Annotated in this window: 9 protein-coding genes; 5 read left to right on the forward strand and 4 right to left on the reverse strand. The window is 43.7% G+C overall.

Annotated features, from left to right (window positions below):
• Positions 1–168: 168 nt before the first annotated feature.
• From guaB to cysS, 3 genes are all read right to left on the reverse strand, one after another.
• Positions 169–1,641: an IMP dehydrogenase gene (guaB, locus tag ACS8FA_RS22630; RefSeq protein ID WP_057760534.1), complete on the reverse strand. Its 1,473-nt coding sequence runs from the start codon at positions 1,639–1,641 to the stop codon at positions 169–171.
• A 277-nt stretch (positions 1,642–1,918) separates the two neighbouring features.
• Entirely contained in the window at positions 1,919–3,904 is a 1,986-nt protein-coding gene (locus tag ACS8FA_RS22635) for a mechanosensitive ion channel family protein (protein ID WP_228707068.1), read from the reverse strand.
• Positions 3,905–4,057: 153 nt separating this feature from the next.
• Complete coding sequence (gene cysS, locus ACS8FA_RS22640; protein ID WP_439265981.1) at positions 4,058–5,518, reverse strand: cysteine--tRNA ligase; 1,461 nt, start codon at positions 5,516–5,518, stop codon at positions 4,058–4,060.
• A gap of 232 nt (positions 5,519–5,750) precedes the next feature.
• Here cysS and ACS8FA_RS22645 point away from each other — a divergent pair, with 232 nt between their 5' ends.
• Positions 5,751–6,347 carry a cob(I)yrinic acid a,c-diamide adenosyltransferase gene (locus ACS8FA_RS22645; protein WP_057760540.1) on the forward strand — a complete coding sequence of 199 codons (597 nt, stop codon included), beginning with the start codon at positions 5,751–5,753 and terminating at the stop codon, positions 6,345–6,347.
• A 132-nt stretch (positions 6,348–6,479) separates the two neighbouring features.
• Here ACS8FA_RS22645 and ACS8FA_RS22650 read toward each other — a convergent pair whose 3' ends face one another.
• Complete coding sequence (locus ACS8FA_RS22650; RefSeq protein ID WP_439265873.1) at positions 6,480–7,418, reverse strand: hypothetical protein; 939 nt, start codon at positions 7,416–7,418, stop codon at positions 6,480–6,482.
• A gap of 331 nt (positions 7,419–7,749) precedes the next feature.
• On the opposite strand from ACS8FA_RS22650, the gene ACS8FA_RS22655 reads away from it, so the two are divergent.
• The 4 genes from ACS8FA_RS22655 (at position 7,750) to ACS8FA_RS22670 (ending at position 14,627) form a co-directional block, all read left to right on the forward strand.
• Positions 7,750–8,478: a glycerophosphodiester phosphodiesterase gene (locus ACS8FA_RS22655; RefSeq protein ID WP_165598010.1), complete on the forward strand. Its 729-nt coding sequence runs from the start codon at positions 7,750–7,752 to the stop codon at positions 8,476–8,478.
• Positions 8,479–8,949: 471 nt separating this feature from the next.
• Entirely contained in the window at positions 8,950–10,128 is a 1,179-nt protein-coding gene (locus ACS8FA_RS22660) for an acyl-CoA desaturase (protein WP_179799003.1), read from the forward strand.
• A gap of 335 nt (positions 10,129–10,463) precedes the next feature.
• Positions 10,464–11,942: a protein adenylyltransferase SelO gene (locus ACS8FA_RS22665; RefSeq protein ID WP_439265874.1), complete on the forward strand. Its 1,479-nt coding sequence runs from the start codon at positions 10,464–10,466 to the stop codon at positions 11,940–11,942.
• A gap of 366 nt (positions 11,943–12,308) precedes the next feature.
• On the forward strand, positions 12,309–14,627 hold the full coding sequence (locus tag ACS8FA_RS22670) for an NADP-dependent malic enzyme (protein ID WP_160021186.1): 2,319 nt from the start codon (positions 12,309–12,311) through the stop codon (positions 14,625–14,627).
• The last annotated feature ends 212 nt before the right edge of the window (positions 14,628–14,839 follow it).

The raw sequence follows: 14,839 nt of genomic DNA on the forward strand, positions 1-14,839 counted from the left end.
CAGGCAATACTATTGTTGTAATAATCTGTTTCTGTATTTTACAAAAAAAACAGCCAACAATAACATAGCATTGTTGGCTGTTTGTATCTTAAGCTCGCTGCAGCCTTACGTCTCAGCTAACATCAATACATTTTAAAACTATAAAAGAGAAGTATTTCACGGAACGATCTAGTTTACTCGATAGTTCGGTGCTTCTTTAGTGATTTGCACATCATGCACATGCGACTCTTTCATACCCGCTGAGGTTACTTTGATAAACTGCGGATTGGTACGCATATCTTCAATCGTGGCAGAGCCCGTATAACCCATTGATGAACGTAAGCCACCAACCAGCTGATTAACGATACCCGCAACTGGTCCTTTATAAGGAACACGGCCTTCGATACCTTCTGGTACTAGCTTCTCTACGCCATCTTTTGCATCTTGGAAGTAGCGATCTGAAGAACCGTTTGATCCTGACATTGCACCCAAACTACCCATACCGCGATACGCTTTATAGTAGCGACCTTGGAACAGCTCAACTTCACCTGGTGCTTCTTCAGTACCAGCCATGAGTGAACCAACCATAATGCATGATGCACCTGCAGCGATTGCTTTTGCCATATCGCCTGAGTAGCGGATACCACCGTCAGCAATCAATGGAATGCTATCTTTTAAAGCACTAGCAACATTATCAATGGCTGATATTTGTGGCACACCGATACCTGCAATAATACGTGTGGTACAGATAGAACCAGGGCCGATACCTACTTTTACTGCATCAGCACCTGCGTCACGTAAAGCGATTGCTGCCTCACCTGTTGCGATGTTGCCACCGATTACTTGTACGTGTGGGTAGTTTTTCTTAATCCAAGAAACCTTATCAATCACGCCTTTTGAGTGACCGTGCGCCGTATCAACAACGATAACGTCGACATCAGCGGCGATTAATGCTTCAACGCGTGCTTGCGTATCAGCACCAGTACCAACAGCTGCGCCAACACGTAGGCGACCTTGCTCGTCTTTACACGCATTTGGATTGTTTTCAGCTTTGGCAAAATCATTAACAGTAATCAAACCACGCAGGCGGAAGTTATCGTCAATAACGATGACTTTTTCGATGCGATGCTCATGCAACAATCTTTTGATATTTTCGTTGCTTTCACCTTCATGCACAGTTACTAGCTGCTCTTTAGGCGTCATAATCTGACTAACTGGCAATGACAAATTGGTCTCAAAACGCCAATCTCTATGAGTAACAATACCCACAACGTTATCTGTGCCTTTTTCGACCACAGGCACACCTGAGATATTATTATCTTGAGTCAAACGCAGCAATTCACCGATGGTCATCTCTGGATGCACAGTGATAGGGTCAACGACGGTACCCGCTTCAAATTTTTTGACACGGCGTACTTGTGTGGCCTGCTTCTCGATGTCCATGCTCTTATGCAAAATACCCATGCCACCAAGCTGTGCCATAGTGATAGCCATTTCAGACTCAGTCACCGTATCCATCGCCGCAGAGATTAGCGGAAGATTAAGTGTGATGTTTTTGGTCAAACGAGTAGACAGATCAGCAGTTTTTGGCAGAACTTCAGAATAGGCTGGTAATAATAAAACGTCATCAAAGGTTAAGGCTTCATCGACAATTCGCAACATACAGACCCCTAGTGGTGGTTATTTTGATGGGTAGGAGCTCAGGGTTAAGCGTATCAATCATTGCATCTGTATGCACAGTGCCGACTCATCGCCAACCACTCAGTTATCCTATAAAAATAACGCCACATTATAACAAATAAGCGCCTCGCTGACACACTATATTTGTCAGATTATTTTACACAAGTGCGTCTTTATCGATGACAATCATGCTTCAAACCATTAATAACTCGCTTTTAAAGCTAATCAAGCTCGCAAAGCCCATTGTTACTCCTGAATCCTATTCGCCTTTTGTTAACGTAAAACGCTCTGTAGGTAGATATTTGTTCTGCTGCGCATGCAGGTAGCCAAGCATTTGCTCCCGTATCTCACAGGCCAGCGTCCATGCTTCTATAGGCCCTACTGATGAAACAGCGCCACGCAATTGAATAGTGTTTTCGGTCACATCTACTACATACATTTCGGGTTCTGTTTTATTATCCCAAAGCTTATTGTCCTTGACCATCGATATAAATGCCTCTCGGATAGCGTCGATATCTGCGCCATAATCAATATACAAAAACACAGGACAGGTCTGATGAACTTCTGTATGCGACCAGTTTTCCACTCGTTCAGTGATTAGCTCACGCATTGGCACGATCAAGCGACGCTCATCCCATGTTTTTAACACGGCATACGTGTAACGCAGGTCTTCAACCGTACTAAAATTACCGTCCATTATCACACTATCGCCGATTCGCACTGGCTGCGTCACTGCTACCTGTACACCAGCGATGATATTCCCTAATATTGGCTGTGCCGCAATACCGATAACCACACCTGCAATACCCGCTGAAGTCAATAAAGTTTTGCCAAGGCCTTCCATATTTGCAAATTCACTAAGACCTATCCAGAAGCTTCCCAAAATCATCGCGAAAATAAACACACGGCGAAATATTGATACATAAGTACGGCGGCGACGTTCTTTATCGAAATGCTCTGCAGCCAAATTTTCAATCTGCATGTCTTGATAGCGATTGGCAAAAAAGTTAATGATACGAATGCCTAACCACATGGTACTAAATACCAGTCCAATCCAAATCAATGGACGAGTAGATGAGGCGACTGCATCTAAATAAGGAAAACCACCAGAAACCAAGGTAAAAACCAGTGAAAAACTGATGGTAAAGGTTAATGGTACTGTTAGCTTGCTAACCAAATCGGCGACGCCATTGGTACTGCCAACATACACGCTGTATTTTTCTTCATCGATATAATGATTGATGATTTTTGCAGTACCTTTACTCAGTAGCCAACCCATCCCCATGGTTAATAAAAAGAACAATATCAGCGCTGAGAATTCCCATAGCGCAATTCCAAAAAACTTTAGCTTTAACCAAGTGGGCAAATAACGCTCGAACTCGGCTGGATGATACTGCTCATAGAGATTATCAATATTGCCTACTGTCTGCGCCGAAAATACCCAGACAGGGGCTTCATCCCCTACTCGTACTCGTTGCAAATAAATAGGAACACGGCGCTCGCGATAGTCAACATAGCCAAGCTGAATAGAGCGTCTAGCAATACCCATGACACTGCTATTATTACCAAGCGGTGGTTCAATTAAGCCATCGGGACGATCTGGCATATCGTCGAATACATAGAGCTCTTTTTCAGATAATAAGAAATCCAGTCGCTTTGTGAGATCAAGCGCACGGCTACGTTGACTTTTTTCATCAATCAAATTCATGTTTAGCGCGTAAGCGGCCAAATCATACTGCTGTTTCATTAATGCTGATTGAAAAAACTCTAAGGCTGCAAGCGGTGTTTCTAAGTTAGCTGGCTCAGATAACGGTGGCAACCCTGCATTTAGTTTATCGAGAATATAGTAGCTCTCACTATATTCTCCGGTCAGTGCCGTATCCCCTTGTAGCCTGCCTGCCTGCTCTACTGCGTTACGTTCAGTAGGATCAAAGATCTCTTCAGTAATACCAGAAATACTAACACTTTCATCTTTAAGCGCATTGACTTGCTGAGCGGCATATTCAGAAAAACTATCAGGCTTACTAGGCGTTTGTTTTTCTGGCTCGCTCGTGCTCTGTTCATTTTCACTATTTGCTGCATAAGCGGGTGAATAGATGACATTTATAGCGACAATCAAAAAGCCCAACAATACTTGCAGCACATGGCTTTGAAAACGACTTTTCTCTACATCTACTTGATGATTATCATCTGAGCGCAAAACGGCACAATGATGGTTCATAGGATTGTCTTTAAGTGTATTCATGTTTTCAAAGCCATCAGTCTACAAAAGGAAAGTATAAAAAATATATCGCTGCTGCTTTAACCTAATTCAGTAAGCAAAAAAAAGCCAGCCTAAAGCTGACTTAATTTATTACGAGATTTGTAGCTATTTACCATATAGACGGCAAACATTATTTTAAGCGCGGCGCCATGTGGTGCCAGCACGGCTATCTTCTAGCTCAATACCCGCCTCTTTTAGTTGCTCACGTATCTCATCAGCACGAGCAAAGTTTTTGTTGGCTTTAGACTCTGCACGTTCGATAATTAAACCATCAATAACCGCATCCGTTAGACCATCTTCTGCCTGTTCACCAGTCACTGCTTGCAAAAACTGCTGCACTGGCTGCTGTAAAATATTTAATACTTGTGCCAATGCTTTTAGTTGCTGGGCTAATTGCCATGCGGTATCGACGTCTTCCGTTTTAATGGTTTTATTGATATCGCGAGCCAATCCAAATAAGACGCTAATGGCCGTCGAGCTATTGAAGTCGTCATTCATCGCCTTGATGAAGTCTTGTCCAACCGCGCTATTGTAAGCTTCAGCCACTAAGTCTTCGTTGATTACGATTGACTGTCCTTTTTGCTGCTCAGCCAATTTTAGTGCATTATATAGTCTGCTTAGGCTATTATGCGCTTCATCTAAGGCACTATCAGAGAAGTTAACTTGGCTGCGATAATGGCTCGATAATAAGAAAAAACGCACCGTTTCGGGCAAGTACTTTGCCATGACATCGCGAATGGTAAAAAAGTTACCCAATGATTTAGACATTTTTTCGCCATCGACATTGATAAAACCAACATGCATCCAGTTGCGTGCATACTCACAACCAGTTGCTGCCTCAGACTGCGCGATTTCATTTTCGTGATGCGGGAACTGTAAGTCATGACCACCGCCATGAATATCAAAGGTGCTACCCAAGCACTTAGTCGACATCGCTGAACATTCAATATGCCAGCCTGGACGCCCTTGACCCCATGGTGATGCCCACTGCGGCTCGTCAGGTTTTGCAGCTTTCCATAGTACAAAGTCAAATGGATTGCGTTTATCATTTTCAACTTCGACTCGCGAACCTGCCTGCATATCGTCTAGATTGCGCTTAGATAATTTGCCATAACCGTCAAAGCTATCGACGGCATAATAGACATCACCGTTGTCGCCTGCGTACGCGTAGTTGCCAGTGACTAATGTCTCAATCATATCCTGCATATCATCGATATGATCAGTCGCACGTGGCTCAGCATTTGGCATCTCACAACCAAGGGCAGTCGCGTCTTCATGCATCGCTTCAATAAAACGCTGCGTCAATGTACCAATCTCTTCACGGTTTTCAGCGGCACGGGCAATGATTTTATCATCGATATCAGTGATATTACGTACGTAATTCACGTCGTAACCTAAACGTGCCAACCAACGAACGGCCATATCAAAACCGACCATCACTCGCGCATGACCAATATGACAATAGTCATAAACGGTCATGCCGCACACATACATACCAACCTGCCCTGCTTTGAGTGGTACAAACTGACGCTTGCTGCCAGTCAATGAATCGTAAATGGCAAGTTGGGACATCGCATCTGCAAGTGGTGTGGTCATAGTAAAAAAGCCTTGTAACGTAAATAAAATAAAGAAATGTGAAATCTCAGCCGCCGTGTGTGAATAAGCCATACCAACGACCATGACTATAAATCAAAAAAATAAAAATTCAGACCAAAAAACGTCGTGATATAAAACGTAACCCATTATCTTAGCGAAAACAGGCGTAAAATACTACAATGAGCGTGCAACTAACGCTATTCAATCATAAAAATCGTTTAAGGATGTAAAGATGGGCAATCGCTTAAGCAAAATATACACACGTACTGGAGATGACGGCAGCACTGGTATGGCTGATGGCAGCCGCCTTAGCAAAGCGGACGATCTATTTAGCGTCATGGGTGACATCGACGAGCTCAACTCACATATCGGCTTGGTACGTGCGCAACTAAAGCACAATAAAGGGCAATCTATAGAGAAAGAGTTCTCTGAAGCCTTGGTCATCATTCAGCACCTGTTATTCAATATAGGCGGCGAGCTTGCTATGCCAGAGTATGAAGGGGTTAATGCCACTCATATTGAATGGTTAGAGCAGCAAATAGATATGATGAATGCCACATTGCCACCGCTAAAAGACTTTATTTTGCCGACAGGTTCTATATTGGTGAGTCAATTACACGTGGCGCGTAGTGTATGTCGCCGTGCTGAACGCCAAGCCGTGATCTTGCAGCAGCAGCGTCCACAAGCGATTCGCAGTACTGCCGTCAGCTTTATTAATCGCTTATCTGATTGGTTATTTGTCGCTGCACGCTTTTGTACAGACCCAGAAAAAGTCTCTGAGGTGTTGTGGGACAGTCAAGCATTGAAAACGTTCACTGACAGTCAATAATACAAACTAAGTATTTGACAATAAATAGCTGAAACGCAAAAACCCCGCAACAATCATGTCGCGGGGTTTTTTGTTATTCAGCGATAGCAATTCGCTCTACTGGATATCGCTATCTCTTATTACAATGACCAATTAATAAGTCGCGCTGTTGTCTTCAATGATCACCATATCGATGGTTTCATCTTTAGGTACGGCTTTTGGCGTGGCGGGCTTACTAGGCTCGGCAGCAGCTGCTTGGGTGTTTGCAGTCGAACTGTTCTGACTCTCAGCAGGCTTATTGATGGTTGGCGGCGGCGTAGGTTCAGTTGGGCGAATTGGCTCAACTGGCGTTACGGTTCTTGGCTGACGGATTGGCGCTGTTTGAGTAGTATCGTTGTTCTGCGTTGCACGGCGCTCAGCAGCACGTTGGGCGCGTTGCTCATCCATTGCAGTTTTAAATACAGAACCTGCCATCACATCTGCAACAACAGTAATCAAAGCAGGCTGACCTGCAATACGCGTACGCACTTGACTGCCTTGAGTACCGACGATGTAAGTAAACGCGTCATCAACGAGCATATTGTTATTGATACGGATATTGTCTTGCGCTAAACGCGATTGTAGACTTGGCTGATTATTGGCCGCTTGTACCTGACTGGCTTGATACAAGTCTTCACTTGGTAGCGTCATGCTGACACTTGCTTGACAAGTGGTCATACCGTTTTCATTGGCTTGTTGCAAGATAGCAGCGTTTTGGACGTCAATGACAACGCCATTGGTTTTTTCGCTAACCACACCGTTTGCCAAACTGATTTCAGCATCATTTGCATAACTGGCAGCCAATGACTGTGCTTGTTGATTGAGCGTATTTTTCAGAGCTGACTTAAGGCGATCTTGCACCATAGGATCATCACAGCTGATCGCAGGCGCAACGATATTTTCAGCATCGACAGTCTCTTGTTCTGTTAGCTCTGCCTGCTCAGCAGTGTCTTCTTTATCTGAGCGATCACAGCCTGCAAGCGCCAAACCACATACCAATCCAATCCCAGCAACTTTATGCCACTTGCTCAAACTTATATTTGCTACGCTCATACTAACTCTACTCCCAATTTACAGGTTCGTACCGCCACTGACTGACAGTGTTCAACATTCAAATCGCAACGCTAGCTGCTACAGATATAAAAACCACATCATTATACGGTGTTTAAATCAAATGGTCATTAGTGTAGCCCATGGATATACAAATAGTGCCCCTCATTGTGGAAAAAACCTGCGTTTGGTTGCAAAAACATAACAAACATTCGCAGATTTGGACTCTAAAAAGTCATATTCAAAAAAGTACGGATTGCATCGCAGTTTTTGTTAGACGTCGTTGATATGACGCTATATGATTGGGCATAAAAATCATCGATAATTGGTGCATATGATAAATTTTAGAGATACGTTGTTATTAGGTCATCGAGGCGCACGCGGTGAGGCGTTAGAAAATACTTTTTCAGGCTTTCAATACTCTCAAAACCTCAAGTCAAGAGGCTTAGCAGGCGTAGAGTTTGATATACAACTAAACGCTGACGGTCACTTAATCGTATTCCATGACGATGATTTAGAGCGTATGTGCGGTCGGCAATCACGTATTGATCAGTTAAAACTGACTGAGATTCAGTGCCAATTGCAGTTTGGCCAACCTATTATGACATTGGCGAGCATGGCACCTGCGCTTAGCGGGTTTAACGTTATTGAGCTTGAAATTAAAACGCATAGCCGTACCAATTATGCAGTATTGATTGCAGCGCTTCGGCAGGCATTTATTGATACACCTCTTGCCAGCTTACCAGTTGTGTTGACGAGCTTCGATGTCGAGTTACACAACCGTTTACAACGTCACAAACTATTATCTCATATGCCTCGCGGCTTGCTTATTCGTACGCCAGAAGCGTTGGCAAGCGCGACCAATACCGCATTGCAACTCGGTTGTATTCAACTGGGCATTCATTATCCGCTTTTGACCCAAGCCGTCATCAAGCATAGCCACCGTTATGGATTGCCCGTAAGTGCTTGGACGGTTAATGATATTCCCACCATTGAGCAGCTCATCAAATGGCAGACCGATGTCATCATTACGGATTTTCCAAGTCATTTGCTGTTGCCTTGACCGAGTTATCCGTACTTTTTTGATATTTAATCATTTTTTCGATAAACGCATTCTTTCCTACATATCTACCCTTCTTGTTACACTTCTCCTTCATGTCTGATAAGTCACTCGTATTTTTGATCAATACATTCTATAATCCATACAAGTTATTGTTATTTAGCAATATTTTTATAGTGTATAAGTGTTCACTTTACACGCTTTTTAAGGTACTATGGTGGCTTAAATTAATACCGTTAGGGATATTATATGATTGCAAAAAAAGCACTTGGCTTACCGCTTAAAGGCTTACGTTTCGCTATCAAATCTGGTGATACGCTTGTAAAGACCGCCAGCACTCAAGTAACGCGTTTTAAAACTCGTTTCGATGAGAAAAAAGCGCAAATGGCGCTTGATGAGCAGCCTGTTGCAAAACGCAATTATGCGAAAGCTTCTGAGCAAGCGGATCTTTCTGCGCAAGAGCAAAGCATTGATATGCGTGAGTTTGAATTTACCAAAGCACCAATTAACTGGATTCCAGCGGCTATTTTAGTAGCGACGCCAATTGCTGCTGCTGTGATTACGCCATGGTATCTATGGACTCATGAAGTTAGCGCTCCTGTTTGGGGTGTGTTTGGTGCCTTTATGGTATGGACAGGTATCAGTATCACGGCGGGTTACCATCGTCTGCTATCGCACCGTGCTTACAAAGCGCACCCTATTGTCAAAAACTTTTTATTGTTAGGTTCAACCTTAGCCGTACAAGGCTCAGCGTTTGATTGGGTTTCTGGACATCGTACTCACCATCGTCATGTAGATGATCGTTTGGACGATCCATATTCAGCACAGCGTGGTTTTTGGTTCAGCCATATTGGTTGGATGCTACGCAACTACCCTAGCGGTAAATTTGATTATAAAAACATTCCTGATTTGACCAAAGACAGAGTCTTACAGATTCAGCATAAATATTATGGTTTGTGGGTAGTTGCCATGAATGTTGGTATGGTTGCTGCTATTGGTTGGCTCATTGGTGATGTTTGGGGTACTTTACTGATCGCTGGTTTGCTGCGCTTGGTATTAACTCATCACTTCACCTTCTTCATCAATTCACTATGTCATATGTTTGGTACACGTCCTTATACGGATACTAATAGTGCTCGTGATAACTTTTTCTTAGCTATCTTTACGTGGGGCGAGGGTTATCATAACTATCATCATTTCTTCCAGTATGATTATCGTAATGGCGTGAAATGGTGGCAATATGATCCAACAAAATGGTTGATTGCTGGTTTATCAAAAATCGGTTTAACGACGGATTTGCGTACTGTTGATGATACGACTATTAAGCATGCCGAAGTGCAAATGCAGTTCAAAGCAGCACAACAGCAGATCGATACAGCCACAAGCACTGGGCTTGATCTTCCTCATGCGATGAAGAGCTTCCAAGACCGCATTAAGTTTGAATACGATGCATTTAAACAAACTGTCGAAGAATGGCAATCACTGAAAGCTCAAACTATTGAAATGAAAAAAATAGAATGTGCTGATCGCTTACGTGAAGTTGATGATAAGCTAAAGCATGATTATGCGAAAATTGAACAGAAAATCCTTGAGCATAACAGCAATCTAAAAACTGCTTTCCGCTCTATTGGCGCGAACGAAAAAGCGGCTTAATTAACCTCTGATTTATTTTATAATTTTGAAGCTTCTCCATCCCCCTATCCGTCCTAGATAGGGGGATTTTTTTGCTTATACTTTATCGATTATGTCATTACAGCTACTTCTAATGATTTTATTATCATAATAAATGGTCAAATACATTGGCTGAACCATTGCTTTCTCTAATCCAAAAACAATAACCATCTCATCCATCATATTCAGTTAATTAAAGACCGAAAAATTTATTTTTTGTCCAGATATTACAAGAGACGGACAGAGTGCAACGATGCCATATGAGAGCTATGCTATAGTGACATTCTCACTTTTATATTTTAATGGAAACGGCCTGTATGCGTTATCAAAACACTTACGTCAACCTAGACACGCGCCTTTATCATGAGCAGCCACCGACGCCACTAGACAATCCTCGTGCCGGTCACTTCAACACTCAAGTTGCACAGCAGTTAGGTTGGGCAAACGACGAGGACCTGATGACCAATTGGGTTGAGATATTGGGCGGTCTATACTTGCCAGCTGATTTTAAACCACTATCGATGGCATATGCTGGTCACCAGTTTGGACAATGGGCTGGGCAATTGGGTGACGGACGCGGTTTGCTAATGGCGCAGGTACTCGATGTTGATGGACAGCCACAAGACTTGCATCTCAAGGGTGCTGGCTTGACGCCCTATTCACGCATGGGTGATGGGCGCGCAGTCTTGCGCAGTACCATTCGTGAGTATCTATGCGGTCATGCATTGACGCAGCTTGGCATCGCCTCCTCTAACGCATTGGGCTTTGTGGTCTCTGATACGAGGGTACGCCGTGAGCGTATTGAGGCAGGTGCAGCGTTGATGCGTGTGGCTGATAGTCATATTCGTCTCGGTCATGTCGAGTGGATTGCCAGCTTCGCCCCTGATGTACTGGGTGAGTTCACCGACTATATGATTGACACTTATTATCCAGAGTGCCGTGATAGCGAAGCGCCTGTCTTGGCGTTTTTGACCGCAGTGGTCGAGCGTACGGCCCGTATGATTGCTGATTGGCAATTGATTGGCTTTGCTCATGGTGTGATGAACACAGATAACTTATCTATCACAGGCAGTACTTTGGACTTCGGGCCGTTTGGCTTTATGGAGCGCTTTAATCCTGCATGGATTAATAATCACTCAGACCATACGGGTCGCTACGCTTATCAGAATCAACCTGCTATCGGGCATTGGAACCTAAACGTTTGGCTGCCACACTTTATGCGCCTAGAAGGCGTCACCCGTGAGACTCTTGCTGAGTGTTTAGCGCCTTACGAAGCAACCTTTATGCAGCACTATCAGCAAGGTCTGTGCCGCAAGCTTGGCTTACCGCATCAAAGAGAGAGTCTCAGCTTAGCCTTTGAATGGTTGACACTATTAGAAGACAACTTGCTTGACTACACTAATAGCTTCCGCGCCCTACTCGGTTTGGTCGCACCAGCAGATCATCCTTATGAGCAAAAGCTACTGGCTACTATGACCACTGATATGACCACTGAATTGAACAGTGATGCGCAGCAAGTATGGCAAGACTGGTCAGCACGTTATCTGGCACAGATCGAGCAGCTGTCACTTGAGCAGGCAGTTGATGACATGACAACCAACAATCCTGTTTATGTCCTTCGTAATGGCATGGCGCAGCGTGCAATTACTGCCGCAGAGCAAGGTCAGTTTGAAGAGGTTGATCGAGTGTTTCGTTTATTAGCCAATCCTTATAGCGTGCAAGATATCGCTAATGATCTAGATAGTAATGCGCCTGCGCCTGATACACCGCAGATGCCTATTAGTTGTTCGTCTTAGTAGTTGCCCGTCTTAGTACCTTTCAATTCTGTAATATTTTGAAATATTATGAAATTAAGGTTGATATCTAACCGCATTTTTTGGCATTATCAACGAGATAAATAACGAATATCATTTTATTATATTATTCGCACAATTCACCGTTGTTGACTAGGCAGTGAATTGGCAATAATGCTAGAATGAATATTTTAGCTGGTTTGCTTTTTTGACCTGATCTTTGATCGTCGACCATGATTCTGATGGTCGTGAGTCGTTTAACGTCTTTATCCCTTTCAATTATTATCATTCAATGATCTTTGGAGGGTTAGACGTTGTTTTTTATCACCATTTAATTTATTCCAATTTATTCCAACCATGGCAATTATTATGAATGACGATACCACTTCGAATACGGATAACCTCAGTACAGAAAAAGAGCAGTTTGAACAAGCTGCCTTACATTACCATGAGTTTCCACGCCCAGGTAAAATTTCGGTAACCCCTACTAAGCAGCTAGCCAACCAACGTGATTTAGCACTCGCCTACTCTCCAGGCGTTGCTGTACCTTGTCTTGAGATCCAAAGAGATCCAAAACTTGCGTCTAAATACACGGCACGTAACAACCTAGTTGGTGTTATCACTAACGGTACTGCTGTATTGGGTCTGGGTAATATCGGTCCATTGGCATCGAAGCCAGTCATGGAAGGTAAAGGCGTTCTATTTAAGAAGTTCGCAGGTATCGACGTTTTTGATATTGAAATTGCTCAAAATGATCCAGATAAGTTCATCGAAGCGGTTGCCTCGCTTGAGCCTACCTTTGGTGGTATCAACCTAGAAGACATCAAAGCACCAGAATGTTTCAAAATCGAGCGCGTACTACGTGAGCGCATGAACATTCCTGTGTTCCATGATGACCAACATGGTACGTCAATCATCGTTGCTGCAGCCATGCTAAATGCTTTGTTGATTACTGGCAAAAAAATCGAAGAGATTAAAATTGTTTGTTCAGGCGCAGGCGCAGCAGCCATTTCTTGCCTAGATATCATTTGCGCACTTGGTGTTAATAAGAACAATATTATTGTTTCAGACTCACGCGGTATCATCAGTACTAGCCGTGAAAACCTTGATGAAACCAAACAGCGTTATGCTCGTGATATTACAGCTACTTCTATCGAAGAAGTCATGGACGATGTCGATATGTTCCTAGGCTTATCAATGCCAGGTACACTATCAGAAGATATGGTTCGCCGTATGGCAAAAGACCCTATCGTCTTTGCACTTGCCAACCCAACACCTGAAATCATGCCAGAATTGGCACATGCGGTACGTCCAGACGTCATCATGGCAACTGGTCGTTCAGACTATCCAAACCAAGTAAACAACGCGCTATGCTTCCCGTATATCTTCCGCGGCGCATTGGATGTTGGTGCAACCACTGTTAACGAAGAGATGAAAGTCGCTTGCGTAAAAGCAATCGCTGCGATGGCACACGTCGAAGCCACTCCAACTACCAGCGCTAGAAATATCGAAAAGATGCAGAGTTTTGGTCGTGACTACTTAATCCCAGGCCCTCTAGAGCCAAATCTAATCATTGAAATCGCGTCAGCTGTAGCTAAAGCAGCGATGGATTCAGGCGTTGCCACGCTACCGATCGATGACATGCAAGCCTATCGTCAGCGTCTGTCTGAGTTTGTTTATAACTCCGCGTTTGTCATGAAGCCAATCTTTGCTCGTGCTAAAGCCGATCCAAAACGTATCGTGTACTGTGAAGGTGAAGACAACAACATCTTGCTCGCTGTGCAAGTTGTCGTTGATGAGAAGTTAGCACAACCTATCTTGGTTGGTCGTCCTTCAGTTATCGAAGCCAACATCAAAAAGCTAGGCCTACGCCTAAAAGCTGGCGAAAATATAACCATCGTCAACGTTGATGACGATCCTCGCTACAAAGACTACTGGCAGGGCTACTATGAGAAGAACAAACGCCGCGGTGTAAGCATTGAGCTTGCTCGTCGTGATGTTCGCCGTAAGACGACTTTGATTGGTTCTTTGCTGGTTGAAAATGGTGCGGCGGATGGGATGGTATGTGGTACATTTGGTCATTACCAATTGCATCTGAAATATGTCGAAAGCGTCATTGGCAAAAAACAAGGTATGAACGACTTCTATGCGATGAATGCGGTACTCATGCAAGATCGTAATATCTTTATCGCTGATACTTATGTCCATGAAGACCCAACAGCTGAGCAATTGGCTGAAATGACTGTCTTGGCAACGGATCAGCTACGTCGCTTTGGTATTACGCCACGCGTCGCGCTAGTGTCTCATTCTAACTTTGGTGCTTCAGATCGTGCCAGCGCTGTCAAAATGCGCAAGGTTCATGAACTATTAACAAATATGAATGTCGACTTTGAATTTGAAGGCGAAATGCAAGGTGATGCCGCGCTTAACGAAAATATTCGTCTAAACGATATGCCATCAAGCCCATTGAAAGGTGCAGCGAACCTGCTTATCTTGCCAACCCTTGATGCCTCAAATATCGCTTTCAACCTGCTTAAAACAGCGACTGGCAGTGCTTCTATTGGCCCTATCCTATTAGGTACTAATAAGCCGGTACACATTTTGACGCCATCAGCGACAGCACGTGGTATTGTCAACATGACTGCATTGACCGTCACTGAAGCACAAGACCTAGAAAATGAAAAATAGTCATACATCATACCCAGTATGAATGCACTATATCGGTTCAATATAATTTGGATACCAGGAAGCCGAGTGAAAGTACTACGAGTAGTAGACTGAACGTGGCTAACACCGGACCCAATTTATAGAGGATTGACTATATTAAGAAGGGCTCTGTCATCCATTGACAGAGCCCTTCTGCTATACTAAAACCAGTCAATGCAACTTATAGAGCATTG

Origin of the sequence: Psychrobacter sp. 1Y1 (assembly GCF_051847395.2) — a bacterium.
GTDB lineage: Bacteria > Pseudomonadota > Gammaproteobacteria > Pseudomonadales > Moraxellaceae > Psychrobacter.